Origin of the sequence: Myroides sp. C15-4, from assembly GCF_050522745.1 — a bacterium.
GTDB lineage: Bacteria > Bacteroidota > Bacteroidia > Flavobacteriales > Flavobacteriaceae > Flavobacterium.
Genome location: NZ_JBMVQX010000038.1, coordinates 1 through 15,655 on the forward strand (window position 1 = coordinate 1; position 15,655 = coordinate 15,655).

The 15,655-nt window shown below is 37.1% G+C and carries 6 protein-coding genes and 1 pseudogene; 4 read left to right on the forward strand and 3 right to left on the reverse strand.

Annotated features, from left to right (window positions below; all coding sequences use genetic code 11):
* Positions 1–1,649, reverse strand: a pseudogene (locus ACPDHL_RS14015) (hypothetical protein); the annotation flags it as partial.
* 986 nt (positions 1,650–2,635) lie between these two features.
* Entirely contained in the window at positions 2,636–3,835 is a 1,200-nt protein-coding gene (locus tag ACPDHL_RS14020) for a pyridoxal phosphate-dependent aminotransferase (protein ID WP_430533373.1), read from the reverse strand.
* Between the two features lie 208 nt (positions 3,836–4,043).
* Here ACPDHL_RS14020 and ccsA point away from each other — a divergent pair, with 208 nt between their 5' ends.
* From ccsA to ACPDHL_RS14040, 4 genes are all read left to right on the forward strand, one after another.
* Entirely contained in the window at positions 4,044–7,214 is a 3,171-nt protein-coding gene (ccsA, locus tag ACPDHL_RS14025; RefSeq protein ID WP_430533374.1) for a cytochrome c biogenesis protein CcsA, read from the forward strand.
* A 365-nt stretch (positions 7,215–7,579) separates the two neighbouring features.
* Positions 7,580–8,860 (forward strand): TolC family protein, encoded by a 1,281-nt coding sequence (locus ACPDHL_RS14030; RefSeq protein ID WP_430533375.1) that lies wholly within the window; start codon positions 7,580–7,582, stop codon positions 8,858–8,860.
* Between the two features lie 2 nt (positions 8,861–8,862).
* The gene (locus ACPDHL_RS14035) at positions 8,863–9,975 is read left to right on the forward strand and encodes an efflux RND transporter periplasmic adaptor subunit (RefSeq protein WP_430533376.1); all 1,113 of its coding nucleotides are present in this window, start codon (positions 8,863–8,865) and stop codon (positions 9,973–9,975) included.
* A gap of 21 nt (positions 9,976–9,996) precedes the next feature.
* Complete coding sequence (locus tag ACPDHL_RS14040) at positions 9,997–13,092, forward strand: efflux RND transporter permease subunit (protein WP_430533377.1); 3,096 nt, start codon at positions 9,997–9,999, stop codon at positions 13,090–13,092.
* A gap of 239 nt (positions 13,093–13,331) precedes the next feature.
* Here the strand turns inward: ACPDHL_RS14040 and ACPDHL_RS14045 are convergent, their stop codons facing one another.
* On the reverse strand, positions 13,332–15,518 hold the full coding sequence (locus tag ACPDHL_RS14045) for a glutamine synthetase III (RefSeq protein WP_430533378.1): 2,187 nt from the start codon (positions 15,516–15,518) through the stop codon (positions 13,332–13,334).
* Positions 15,519–15,655 lie beyond the last annotated feature (137 nt).

The following is a 15,655-nucleotide window of genomic DNA, read 5'->3' on the forward strand; positions in this document are numbered from 1 at the left end:
TCATTTGATTGAACGATCGTTTCAAATTTGCTGTTGTCTACATTCACCCATGAGTTGGTTGAAGCATCCCACTCTTGGAAAATTACATCTCCAGTCGTTTGATCGTAAACAATTTTGGTAAATCCACCAGTTGTTTCAGTTAAATGCGTGATATAATCGTTAATTGTTGGATACGTACGTCCATCAACTGTGATAGGACCGTTCTTCACAATTTCTTCGAAATTGTTTACTACTCCACCCACTACATCAATCGCATAGATACCTGGCTGTAAGTTAGCAGGATCTACTGTTGTAGGAACTACTCCATCGTTTGCAGCTAAATACGCTTCTGATACGTAATATTGTTTATCGTTTACTGTAATGATTGTCGTTTGACTTTCATTATCTGTAATGATTTTCTTGAATTTACTATTAACTACATTGATCCATTGTTGTGTAGTCTCATCCCATTGTTGGAAACTAGCATTTCTATTTTCACTATCATAAATAATTTTAGTGAATCCTCCTGTGCTTTCCGTTAGATATGTGATGTAATCATTTACTGTTGGATAGGTACGTCCATCAACTGTAATAGGACCTTTTTGAACAAATTCTTGAAAATTGTTTACTACCCCTCCAACTACATCAATTGGATATACACCAGCAGGCACACTAGCTGCTGTCCAAGCGTCAATAGTAGCTTGTGTAGGCACTTCATTTGCTTGTAAATAAGCTTCTGAAATATAGTACTGTTGTTTTTTTGATGTATTCGACACGATTGTTGTTTTGCTTTCATTAGCCGCAACAATCGTTTTAAATTTAGCATTATTTACATTTACCCAAGATTTCGTTGCCTCATCCCATTCTTGGAAAATAGCATCACCTGTGGTAGCATCGTAAATAATTTTTGTAAATCCACCTGTACTTTCTGTTAGATAAGTGATATAGTCATTAATTGTAGGGAACGAACGACCATCTACATTAACAGGTCCATGATTAACAACTTCTTCAAAATTATTAACCACACCTCCTACTACATCAATTGCATATACACCAGCAGGTAAATTAGCTGTTGTCCAAGCATCAATTACCGCTTGAGTAGGAGCATCATTATCTTGTAAATACGCTTCCGAAAGATAATACTGTTGTTTCTTAGAAGTAGTAGAAACAATAACCGTTTTACTTTCATTTGCTGCGATGATGTCACCAAGATTAATTTCAACCTTGGTGCCATCTTCGCTAATGTAATACAATTTATCCCCTTCATAAATTACATTACCTTCTGTTGTTTTTACGATGTTCTTGATAAGATTAGTAACCTTATCTCCATCCATATGTAAGATATTTTCAAAATTATTTACAACAAGAGCAGGAATATCACTATCTGCTGTCAAACGTTCCCATTTATCAACAAACCAATAGTAGTATCCTGGTGTTATAGCAGCATTTGATGTTGTATTAAATACTAATAAGCTATTAACGTTCCCATTTGTAATTGTCTTTGTATCTTTTGTGTTTAACAAAGCCACATTCGGAATCAACAACCCTCGATTTGTCGCCTCAACTGTTAATTCAGCCGACTTGTTAGGTGTTGCTGTTCCAATACCCACCTGTGCATTTGCCGATATTGCACCCATTACAAGTGCGATTGGTATTAGTCTTTTTTTCATAACTAAATATTTTGTGTCGTATTAATCTTAATTTAATATACTCTGTTGTTACCCTTAGTAGCAAAAAGTAAAATGCTATACCTTTATTTTAAAAAAAATGGTTTCTAGTTAAAAAAGCAGTTAGCTACACTTCTTCTTTCTCCTTCCTATTCCTATCCCGTACTGATACTTTTCCAAGCTTTTACCCTGTACTCGAGACAGTTCTCAGGCTCTCATTTTTCTAGTACAAAAATCCACATTATATATATACTTAGTGTTTCAAATTATTAGAACGCACGACAAACCAACAAAATGAATCAAACACAACTTACTTAAAATCAACAATTTACATAAAAACAAAACAGATAGTTGTTGCATTTTCTATACGGACGTCAAAAAAAGCATCCAAACCTGATAAAAATCATAGAATTCAAACTCACACTCGTGTTTCATGTATCAAAAGCTTAGTTTTAAACCTGTTCTTCCTAGCCGAATTATAAAAAAATCAAAAAAAAACCACCTACACTAAGAATCTAGCTAAACTTTATCTCTCGAATTATTCTTAACACATTTTTCAGAATCAAACATTAAAAAAACATACGTTAGTTCCAATTATTAATTTAATGCGAGCGAATAATTACCCCAAGAAAAAGCCTCTCATAAATCAACGCTAAGACACTTTTTATTCTTTTTCCACACAATACACCTTAAAGGGTAAAAAAATGAAGCACAACGCCTATATGCGATTTAAAAAAATATTTTTCCTGTTTTGAGCCTTATATTTTGGTATTTTCCACCTTATCTCAATCGGAAAATAAAAAACTAGAAAAAAGAGAAGTCAAGAAAAACATGTATTTATTCTTCTAGTAGAGAATAAACAATATGTCTGGGGGAAGTCTTTTTTTATTCCCAGAAGAAAAGAACACCATTTTCGTGTTTGATAAATAGAGGAAATAAAAAAACCACGCCTTGGGGGCGTGGTTTACTTTTTCGGTACGTGTACTCGTTTATTTCTCGATCGTTTGATATACTTTTAAAGCTTCTTTCAAAACTTCTGCTGAGCGAATCAAATCTTCTTTTTTCAATACATAAGCCATACGGGCTTCATTTAATCCAACACCTGGTGTAGAGTAGAATCCAGCTGCTGGAGCAATCATAACGGTATCACCATTTAAGTCATACTCTTCCAACAACCATTTCGCAAAACTATCCGCGTCTTTTACAGGAAATTTAGCCACGCAATAGAACGAACCATTTGGCACTGTTACTTCTACTCCTTCAATTTCTTGTAACGCTTTGATAAATACATCGCGACGCTCTTTGTATTCTGTAATTACCTCATCAAAATACGATTGAGGGGTATCCAAGGCAGCTTCTGCAGCAATTTGCTCAAAAGTAGGTGGAGAAAGTCTCGCTTGTGCAAACTTCATCGCTGCACCCATCAACTCAGCATTTTTAGATACAATACAACCAATACGCGCACCACACATACTGTAGCGTTTTGATACTGAATCGATCATAATCGCGTGATTAGCTAATTCAGGGAAGCTCATCACAGAGATGTGTTTGAATCCATCATACGCAAATTCGCGGTAAACCTCATCGGCAATTAGAAACAAATCATGCTTAATCACCAAAGCGGCTAATTGCTCCATTTCTTCTCTCGAATATAAATATCCGGTTGGGTTTCCTGGATTACAAATTAAGATGGCTTTTGTTTTTGGTGTAATTAACTTTTCAAATTCAGCGATCGCAGGTAAGGCAAATCCGGTATCAATGGTTGACATCACTGGAACGATAGTCACGCCATTCGACGTTGAAAATCCATTGTAGTTGGCGTAAAATGGCTCAGGAATAATAATTTCATCTCCTGCATCCATAGTACTTCCCAAAGCAAACATCAACGCTTCTGAACCACCGGTTGTGATAATGATATCTTGTGCATTTACATCAATTTGATGCGCTTGATAGTACTTTGCCAATTTCACTCTATAGCTTTCAAAACCTGCAGAGTGGCTATATTCTAATACTTTAATATCCGCATCTTTTACCGCTTGCAAAGCGTCTACTGGAGTTTTAATATCAGGTTGACCAATGTTTAAATGATAAACATGATGTCCTTTTTGTTTCGCTTTTTCAGCAAAAGGAACCAATTTTCTAATCGGAGACTCAGGCATTTGGATGCCTTTTTGAGAGATTTTTGGCATGGTTAATTTTTTATTAATTCACTAAATAGCGACCAATCCTTGTTGATTTTTTAATCATCGATCAAATGAGGTAAAGATCTTTGCAAATTTAGTTTTTTTTACGCATAAAAAAAGTTATTTTCATTCCTAAATATTAAGTTAAATATACCCGTTTACTGGGCTTTTTGGTTATTTTTGTTCCATTATAAAAACAACGTATCAACAACTCATGGATAAAAAAATCATATCTTTTTTTTCCTCAACCCGACTAATGGCTGTTCTTTTCATCGTATTTGCAGTAGCCCTTGCCCTGGGAACTTTTATTGAGGATCGCTACAACACGACAACCGCTCGGATTCTTATTTACAATACCAAATGGTTTGAGATCATCATGTTTATCTTCCTGATTAATTTTATCGGAAATATCAAACGCTACCGTTTACTATCCAAAGAAAAATGGTCTACCTTTATGCTACATGCTGCCTTTATTTTGATTATGATTGGAGCATTTATCACAAGATACATTAGCTTTGAAGGCATGATGCCTATTCGCGAAGGCGAAACGGCTGATAGTATCTTTTCGGATAAAACCTTCTTAACTGTGATGGCCGATGGAGAATATGAAGGAGAAACAAGAAGACGTACTTTTGAAATGGATCAATACTTCTCGCAAGTAACTGATAACCATTTCAAAATGAAAAAAGACTTCAACGGCATTCCGTTTGAAGTTGAATACAAAGATTTTATCATGGCTGCTGAAGAGGTAATCGAAGCAGATCCCAATGGTACCAACTTTTTAAAATTAGTTGAATCAGGGGATGGCGAACGCCATGAACACTACTTAGAAGAAGGAAAAGCCGCAAGTATTCACGGGATTTTATTCGGTTACAATGCTCCAACGGAAGGTGCCATTAATATCTCTTCCGAAAATGGCGAATTCTTTATTGATTCACCATTTGAAGGAAATTATATGGTGATGGCTGATCAATCTACAGGAAGCGTAACAGCCAACGAAAAAGCACCCTTAAACTTCCGTTCACTCTATACGATGGCTGGTACACAATTTGTATTGCCTGAATTGCCGATGAAAGGAAAAACAACAGTGGTTTCTAATGGTGATTTCAAAGACCAAATGACCGCAGATGCCTTAGTGGTAACAGTACGCTCTCAAGGTTTAGAGAAAGACGTTGTTTTGAAAGGAAAAGCAGGTCGAATGGGTGAACCACAAGCCATTCAATTGGGGGATCTTGAATTTACCTTACTCTACGGTAGTAAAGTATATACTACACCCTTCCAAGTTCGCTTAAACAAATTTATCGCGGATAAATACCCCGGAACTGAAAAAAGCTACTCTGCTTTTGAAAGTCAAGTAACGGTATTAGACGGAGAAAACTCTTTTGACGCTCGTATTTACATGAACAATATTTTAGATTATCAAGGCTACCGTTTCTTCCAAGCGCAATTTGACCCAGATGAAAAAGGAACAATCTTATCGGTAAACCACGATTTCTGGGGAACTTGGATTACGTATATCGGATACTTCTTTTTATACGTAGGTTTAATTTGGATTTTATTTGATAAAAACTCGCGTTTTGCTGATTTAAAACGCAAATTAAACAAAGTGAGAGAGAAGAAAGCTTCTATGTTGACGCTACTTGTTCTTTTCTTCACTGTTGGCGCTTCGGCTCAACATATGCACGCACCAGCCAAACCTGATCCGGCTGTGATTGACTCAATCATTCACGCCAATACGATTAGCAAAGAACACGCGGCTAAATTCGGTTCATTGGTAATTCAGGATTACGGTGGACGTATGAAACCCATCAACACCTTCTCTTCTGAATTATTGAGAAAGGTGTATAAAAAAGAAAATTACCAAGGCCTAACGCCTGATCAAGTATTCTTATCGATTACGCAATATACGGTTGCCCAGCAAATGGAAGGGGCACCTAACTTCTGGTACTTCGCTCCAATCATTGAATTGAAAAGAGGGAATGACAAAATTACCGAAGTTTTAGGTTTACCAAAAGGAACCAGACATGCTTCATTCGTTGACTTTTTTGATGAAAAAGGAAACTACAAAATTGTAAAATACGTAGACGAGGCAAACCACGCCAGTGTGAAGAATCAATTTCAAAAAGATTTCTTGGATTTAGATGGTAAAGTAGCCTTGTTAAACGCTGCTTTTACTGGAAGAATGCTAGCCATCTTCCCTATTCCTAAACACGAGAATAATAAATGGATTTCACCTTTAGAGCTAAACGAATCAGGTATGACGGGTATGGATTCTACCTTTACGAAGAATATTTTATCTCGTATGTATGTTCCTGCTTTATTTGATGCAAAGAATTCCAATGATTATACTAAGGCAGACGAATATTTAGAACACATCAATACGTTCCAGCATTCGTATGGTAAAAACATTATGCCTTCGGATAACAAAATTAAATTTGAAATTTTATACAACCAGTACGATATTTTCAAAACGTTGTATAAATACTATATGCTAGTAGCCTTATTCTCTTTCATCTTTATTATTTGGACAATTTTAAAACCGAATAAATTGGCGAGTAAAGCGATTAAAGTTGGTCATTGGTTAACGCTATTCTTATTTGTACTTCATACCTTAGGTTTAGCCGTACGTTGGTATGTATCGGGTCACGCACCTTGGAGTGATGCCTATGAATCTGTGATTTATGTGGCTTGGGCAACTACGCTATTTGGTTTGTATTTTGGTAAAAAATCAGAATTGACAATCGCTTCAACGGCTTTCGTTACAGGAATGATTTTATGGGCTGCCCATTTAAATTATATGGATCCAGCAATTTCTAACTTACAGCCCGTTTTAGATTCCTACTGGTTAATTATCCACGTAGCGATTATCGTAGCAAGTTACGGTCCGTTTACATTGGGGATGATTCTAGGAATTGTTGCCTTGATCTTGATGATTTTAACCAACAGCAAGAACAAAAAGAAAATGGACCTCAACATCAAAGAATTAACCTATATCAATGAGATGGCACTAACCGTAGGTTTAGTTCTATTGACAATAGGAAACTTCTTAGGTGGTCAATGGGCTAACGAAAGCTGGGGACGCTACTGGGGATGGGACCCGAAAGAAACTTGGGCCCTAATCAGTATCATGGTGTACGCTTTTGTTATTCACGCTCGTTTGGTTCCAGCAATGCGTGGTACTTGGTTATACAACGTATTTAGCGTCGTAGCTTTCTATGCCATTATGATGACCTATTTCGGCGTAAACTTCTACTTAAGTGGCTTACACTCCTATGCATCTGGAGACAAGGTAATTACACCATCCATTATTTGGTGGTCTATCGGATTTGTTTCCCTACTGAGTATCTTATCCTTTATTCAGTACAGAAAACACTTGAAAAAATAAGTATATTTTCAAAATAAATAAAAAAGCTACTCCAATTGGAGTAGCTTTTTTTTTGGCTCTACTTCATTTCCCCTTCTTATCATTAAACCAAAATAAATCATCAATTCTATTAAATAAATATATAATAAAAATATTTTAGGCTAAAAACAACAATTAACAACCATTTATTTAAGAAATATACACTATTTTCATAGTCTATAAAAAAATCGCGCAATTTTGGATAAAAAACACAGCATTGAAGGATTAAAAGCCAATAAATTAAAAGTTCTAATCGAATTCTAATCTACTTTTAATTTCTTATTAATGCGACTCCAAAGTCCCTATAATATGGGGATTGTAATTTTGAACTATAAATTATGAGCAAGATGTTTAGACGTATACTAACCGCCTCCGTTTTAGTTTTTTCGACGTATATCGCCGTAGCACAGAAACCACAACAAGAGCTAAAATTGAGCAAGCAAGAAATAGAAACCCTATTTCTCGAACAAAATTTTGATTTATTGGTGAAGCGATTGGAAATTTCCCAAGCGGAAGCCCAGTTGATTCAAGCGCGTCTGTGGCCCAATCCTTCCTTTGAAATATCAGAGGTCAATGCATGGCGAACAACAGACATCGAAGAACAACCCAACATCGTTGGAAATTGGGGATCTTCCCAACAAATTTCGTTACACTTAGAGCAAGAAATAGAAACTGCAGGAAAAAGACGCAAACGCATTGACCTACAAAAATTGACGGTTGAAGAGCGTCAAACGGATTTTGAAATTGTCTTACGCGAGTCTAAACTCTCCTTGCGAAATACGCTAACAACAATCCAAATGCTGCAACAACAACAAGCAGTCTATCAAAATCAAATCAACAATACTACTTTACTTATTTCAGGTTATAAGAACCAATTGAATCAAGGAAACATTAGCCACAGTGAATACATCCGATTAAAAGCTGCGCAACTACAATTTAAAAAAGAGCTAGTCGATGGATCTAAAGATCTAGAAGAAGCATTGAAAGACTTGAAAAACTTCATCAATATCGGCTCAAATACGACTATTGTAATTACCGATGCTTTAGATGCTCCCAACAAAACAGTAAGTGAATTACAAGTCGAAGATTGGATTCTCCACGCACAAGAAAATCGCCCTGATATTTTACTTCAGAATAACCTGATTCAACAGGCGAAAAAGCAAGTGGATATTGAAAAAGCAGAGCGAATTCCCAATCTAACCTTTGGTATAGACTACGACCGCGGTGGAAATATTATGCGTGATTTTGTAGGCTTTGGCGTTTCTTTTGACCTGCCTATTTTTGATCGCAACAAAGGAAATATTAAAGAAGCCAAAATAGGTGTTGAACTTGCAGAGATCGAAGCTAAAAGTAAGAAAAACGAAATTGCAAACGACATTATTGAAGCGTTGAGAAACTACCTACAAGCCAAAGATTTATATGATCAAATCGACGACGATTACGAAGATCAGCTGGATAAATTACTCGATGCCTATGTCAAAAACTTCCAGAAGAAAAATGTTAGCATGATTGAATACCTAGACTTTGTAGAAGCCTATCTCGAGAATAAAAATATTTTATTGGAAACTAAAAAAGAGTTACACGAACAATTAGAAAACTTACAGTTTGCTGTTGGAAAAGATATATAACGATGAAACGTATACAAATGACTTCAAAATATACCCTTAGTTGCGCTGTATTAGCGCTATTGGCACTAGCTTCATGTAAACAACAGGAAAATACTGCTCCACAAAACGAAAACTATTGCATTCCTGAAGATATATCCAAAGGACTAAATTTCGCCAAAGTAACACAGCGTCCCATTCAGCGTACATTGAGTTTAAACGGTACTGTAGAATACAACCAAGACAAAACGGTTCCATTCTATAGCTTAGTTGAAGGGGTTGTACTAAGTGCAAAATTCTCTCTAGGTGACTATGTAAAAAAAGGGCAGCTCTTGGCCGAGATACGAAGTACAGACCTCAATGAGTTTAAAACAGAACTGCGTGCAACAGAAGCTGAATTAAAAGTTGCGAAAAGAGAATTAGAATCAGTTTCTTCCATGTATCAAGATGGGCTTGCCTCTCAAAAAGAATTGATGGAAGCAGAAGAAGATGTTCAAGTACTCGAAAGTAAATGGCATTCCGCTAAGAGCAATTTAGCGCTATTTAACGGACAAAATAAGGAGGGTATTTATCAAATCCTCGCACCACAAGAGGGCTATATCGTAACAAAAACTATTGTTACAGGTATGGCACTTACTGATACAGATGAACCGCTCTTTACCATTGCCAATTTAAATGACGTTTGGATCATGGCCAATGTATATGCAACATCCATGCGCTATGTCAAACCACAAGCAGAAGTACAAGTGAGCACACTGGCGTATCCAGATGAAAAATTCAAGGGACAAATCTCGACGATTTCACAAGTTTTTGACGCTGAAGAACGCGTACTAAAAGCGCGTATTGTTATGAACAACCATGAAATGAAATTGCGTCCTGGGATGTCTGCAGAAATTCACTTACTCCTGGACGACAATCAAGGAGAAGCTTTAGCTGTGCCCAATAACGCCATTATTTTTGACAACAATCAAAACTATGTAGTTACTTATAAAGACGCTTGTCATCAAGAAATTCGTCAAATTACACCTTTGACTAAAAATCAAGAATTCACTTATATCTCTGGTGGTGTACAAGAAGGAGAAACGGTTATCACAACCAATGAGCTGTTAATTTACAACCAATTAAACAATCATTTATAACCCCCTAAAGAAGAGTAAAAAATGCAAAAATTTGTCAAAAATATTGTAGCTTTTTCCCTAAAAAACACGTTCATCGTCCTTTTTGGTGTGTTGTTATTGTTATTTGGTGGAATTTACAGCTACATGCATACGCCTATTGAGGCATTTCCGGATGTAACGAATACCCGAGCGCGTATCATTACGCAATGGCCAGGTCGAAGTGCAGAGGAAATTGAAAAATTCATCACCCTACCGATTTCCAAAGAGATGAATACGATTCCCAATAAAGCGGAAGTTCGCTCAATCTCCCTCTTTGGTTTATCCGTCGTTACGGTTATCTTCAACGATGAAATTGACGACTTTTACGCCCAACAATATGCGTCAAACCGCATGGGAAACGTCAATCTTCCTGATGGAGCTGATTTTGAAATCGAACCGCCTTCTGGAGCAACTGGAGAAATTTTCCGTTACATCATCCAAAGTGATCTACCAATCAAAGAAGTTACTTCCATTCAAGACTGGGTAGTAGAAAGAGAACTCCTTGCTGTTCCAGGAGTAGCAGATGTTGTTAGTTTTGGAGGTGAAGAAAAAATATTTGAAATTCAAATCAATCCTACGGAATTAGTTAACTATGGTCTATCTCCTTTGGATGTATATGAGGCCGTTGAAAAGAGTAACATCAACGTAGGTGGAGATGTCATTCAACGCGGAGATCAAGCGTATGTTGTACGCGGGGTGGGTCTACTAGACAATATCGAAGACATCGAAAATATCCTCATTGAAGTAAAAGGAAATACGCCTATTTTGGTCAAACACGTAGCCAAAGTAGAAGTTAATGCAAAACCAAGATTGGGACAAGTAAGCTTCCAAGAGGAAGACGATGTAGTACAAGGAATTGTAGTCATGCTTCGCGGTGAAAATCCCAGTGATGTTATCAGCAAGTTAAAGGATAAAATTGACGATTTAAACAACCGTATCTTACCTAAAAATGTAAAAATTGTACCGATTATCGATCGTACAGATTTGGTCAATACAACCGTACATACAGTAACCAAGAACCTAATTGAAGGTGTTTTACTGGTATCGGTTATTGTCTTTATTTTCTTGTACAACTGGCGTACGACCTTTATTGTAGCTACTGTTATTCCGCTGTCCTTCTTGTTTGCGATCATTATGTTGAAGATTCAGGGACTCCCTGCCAATCTAATCTCCATGGGCGCCTTGGATTTCGGTTTACTACTCGAAGGAACCCTTGTTATCGTAGAGCACGTCTTTGTGGGGCTCGAAAAGCAAGCCAAAGTCGTGGGAATGAAGCGCTTTAATAAAATGTCCAAATTAGGAACCATTCGAAAAAGTGCAAGTGGTGTAGCTGGGTATATTTTCTTTGCGCTCTTGATTTTAATCGTCGCGCTAATGCCTATCTTCTCCTTTGAAAAAGTAGAAGGAAAAATGTTCTCTCCCCTAGCGTTTACCTTAGGTTATGCTTTGTTAGGTTCCCTAATTTTAAGCTTGACTTATGTACCTGCCATGTGTAAACTCTTGTTGACTAAAAACATTGAGGAAAAAGAAAACTTTATCTCTAGATTCTTTAAAACCTCTATTTACAAGATGTTCAACTGGAGTTTCTATCACAAAAAACTAACTTTTGCCTTATTTGGTATAATTCTAGTGGTTTGTGGTGTGCGTTTTCATTACTATGGATCGGAATTTTTACCGAAATTAAACGAAGGAGCCATTTATATTCGCGCCACTTTGCCTAGTAGTATTAACTTGAATGAATCCGTGCGTTTAGCAAAAGAAATGAAAGGACTATTACGTGAATTTGACGAAGTAGAATTCGTTTTAACCCAAACGGGACGTCCAAATGACGGAACCGATCCCACGGGATTCTTCAACATTGAATTTCACACCCAACTCAAACCAGAAAAAGAATGGAAACGCTCCATTTCGAAAGATGATTTACTCGAAGAAATGCGCCTTTCCCTTGAAAAATACCCTGGAATCAATTTTGGTTTTAGCCAACCGATTCAAGATAATGTCGAAGAGTATGTTGCAGGAGTGAAGAGTTCCTTGGTTATTAAAATCTTTGGCGATAACCTATTCGACTTAGAAAAATACGCTACACAAGTTGCTCAAAGCATTAAGGATGTTCCCGGTATTACGGACTTAAATATTTTTAAAAATATAGGTCTCCCAGAACTGCGAATTTCCCTTAGTGATTCAAAAATGGCCAAATATGCAGTTACCACAGCAGATGCACAAGCAGTGATTGCAATGACCATCGGTGGACAAGCGGCAACGACTTTCTATGAAAATGAGCGAATGTTTGATGTTGTCTTGCGTTTCGATAAAGATTATCGCGATTCGGCAGAAAAAATTGGCGAAATTTTAATTCCAAGTTTAGATGGTAAACAAGTGCCTTTAAAAGAAATTGCAACCATTGATTATCACACAGGCCCTGCCTTCATCTATCGCGAAGGAAATAGCCGCTATATTGGTATTGGATTCAGTATCGAAGGGCGTGATTTAGGTAGTACCATTGCGGAAGCAAAAGCAAAAGTAGAAAAAGAAGTTCACCTTCCTGCTATCAACAAAATGGAATGGGCTGGAGAATTTGAAAGTAAAGAACGAGCAGCCAAACAATTAATTCTTGTGGTTCCCGTATCACTTGTCTTAATTCTAATCCTGCTTTACTTCAACTTTGGTAATGTCAAAGACACTGCAATTGCTTCCTTAACCTTGCCTTTTGCCTTTATTGGTGGATTTATTTCCCTTTGGGTAACAGGAACAACATTCGGAATTTCTGCGGGAATTGGATTTATTATCCTATTTGGGGTATCAACCATTGATGGCATTGTCCTCATTGGAGTAATGAAAGAAAACCTAAAAAAGCGAATGTCTTTGGAAGAAGCTATTCGAGATGGAGTAAAAAGCCGTATTAGACCCGTTATTATGATTGCTTTAATGGGATCTATGGGATTACTTCCAGCTGCTTTATCTAATGGCATGGGATCTGAAATTCAAAAACCATTAGCCATTATGATTGTTGGGGGGTTAATCATTGGTATGATCCTAGCCTTTACTATTTTACCTCAAGTATTTTACTGGGCGTATAGAGACAAACGTGACGGAAAATGAGAAATGGAAAATGAGAAATGAGAAATGGGAGATGGGAGATGGGAAACCGAAACGCAGTGTAGGTTCATCGAACGCCCAAACAAAATGTAAACTAGATGAGATAGATGAGAAATGGGTGAATTTTCTGAATACTAATAGTAATGTTATAAAAAAAAGCTTGAGTTAAAACTCAAGCTTTTTTTTATTTTTCGTTGTTCGGATTTTGGTTCACCACTCACCATTTACCACTCACCAAGAAACTAATTAGTAAACAATAACTCTCTATATTTCGTTAACGTCCACAATTCGTTGTCTACCATCATTTCTAATTTATCACTGTGGTAACGGATAATATCAAAATACGGTTTTACTACGTGGCAGTACATTTTTGCTTGTTCTTCTACATCTTCAATTGCATTGGCTATTTTGCGTTGATCTACCATTTCCGCTACTTTCGTATTTACTTGTGCGATGTGGAACGATATTTTCTTTAAGATACGCATTTGTTCTTCTGCATATTCTTTGTAATCTTCCGCTCCAAAAATTTCTTTCAATCCTTTTACGTTTTCGATCACCAAGTTTTGGTACTTAATCGCTGTTGGAATCACGTGATTTTTGGCGATATCTCCCAAAACGCGTCCTTCAATTTGAATGCGTTTTACGTACTCTTCTAATTCAATTTCGTAACGCGCCTCTACCTCAACTTTAGACATCACCTGCATTTCTTCAAATACAGCGATAGATGCTGGGTAAACTTTTGCTTTTAATGCTTCAGGCGTTGTTTTATGGTTGCTCAATCCGCGTTTTGCAGCTTCTTCTTCCCATTCTTTACTATATCCATCACCTTCAAATAAAATGCGCTCGCTTTCTTTGATGTATTCACGCAATACGTTGAAAATCGCTTCGTCTTTTTTCAATCCATCCTGTTCTACCAATCCATCAACTGCTAACTTAAACTCTTTCAATTGCTTTGCAACAATCGTATTCAATACAGTCATAGGACCTGCACAGTTTGCCGTTGATCCAACCGCTCTGAATTCCCACTTATTCCCTGTAAAAGCAAAAGGAGAGGTGCGGTTTCGATCTGTATTATCCAACAGTACATCTGGAATTTTCCCCACTACATTTAACTTCAGGTCGGTTTTTTCTTCTGGAGATAATTTACCGTCTGTTACTTCTTTTAATTCCTCCAATACTTTAGTCAATTGTTGTCCAATAAATACAGACATTATAGCTGGAGGAGCTTCATTTGCCCCTAAACGATGGTCATTACTTGCTGATGCAATAGCCGAACGCAACAATTCTTCGTTGTCATTTACTGCTTTAATCGTATTGATAAAGAACGTCAAGAACTGTAAATTGCTCTTTGGTGTTTTGCTTGGACTTAACAAGTTCACTCCCGTATCCGTTGCCAAAGACCAATTGTTGTGCTTCCCTGATCCGTTTACTCCTTTGAATGGCTTTTCGTGGAACAACACTTTAAAATGGTGTTTCTCCGCTACTTTTTTCATTACATCCATTAATAAAGAGTTGTGATCTACTGCTAAATTGATCTCTTCAAAAATAGGCGCTAGTTCAAACTGGTTGGGCGCTACCTCATTGTGTCTCGTTTTTACGGGAATCCCCAATAAAATACAGTGATTTTCTAAATCGTGCATATAGTTCAATACACGGGTTGGAATAGATCCAAAATAGTGGTCATCCAGCTGTTGTCCTTTTGCTGCTGTGTGGCCTAATAACGTTCGACCTGTCGTTAAGATATCAGGGCGTGAAGCAGCCAATGCTGCATCGACTAAGAAATATTCTTGCTCCCAACCTAAAGTTGGAGTTACTTTTTTTACGTTTTTATCGAAATAACGCGCTACCTCTGTTGCTGCATCATCAATGGCATTGATTGCTTTTAACAGGGGCGTTTTATTATCTAATGCTTCTCCCGTATAAGAGATAAATACCGTTGGAATACACAGGGTTGAACCAAAGATAAAAGCGGGTGATGTAGGATCCCAGGCAGTATACCCTCTTGCTTCAAATGTATTTCTGATTCCTCCATTGGGAAAACTTGAGGCATCGGGTTCTTGTTGTACCAATTGACCTCCATTGAATTGCTCCACAGGGTCTCCATCAAATTGTGTTTCGAAAAACGCATCGTGTTTTTCTGCTGTTGTTCCTGTTAACGGTTGAAACCAGTGGGTATAATGTGTTACTCCTTTTGAAAGTGCCCACTCTTTCATCCCCAATGCGATGTAATCAGCTAAGCGACGATCAATCTTAATGCCCAACTGTGCATTTTTAACCGCCTGATAAGCCTCAGGAGTCAAAAATTGGCGCATCGATTTGTCATTAAAGACATGATCCCCAAATATTAATGATTTTCTACCCAGTTCTTCTACCTTCACAGCACTTCTTGAGGCTGCTTTTTCAATTGCTCGAAAACGAAATGTTGACATAATTACACTTTTTTTAGGGACACCCCCTGTTTTGACTATGCAAAAATAAGAAAAAACACAAAAATTAAACACATACCCCCCTGTTTTTTTGTTACTTTTTTTTTATTTATTCACTTCAACACCATTCATTCTTATTT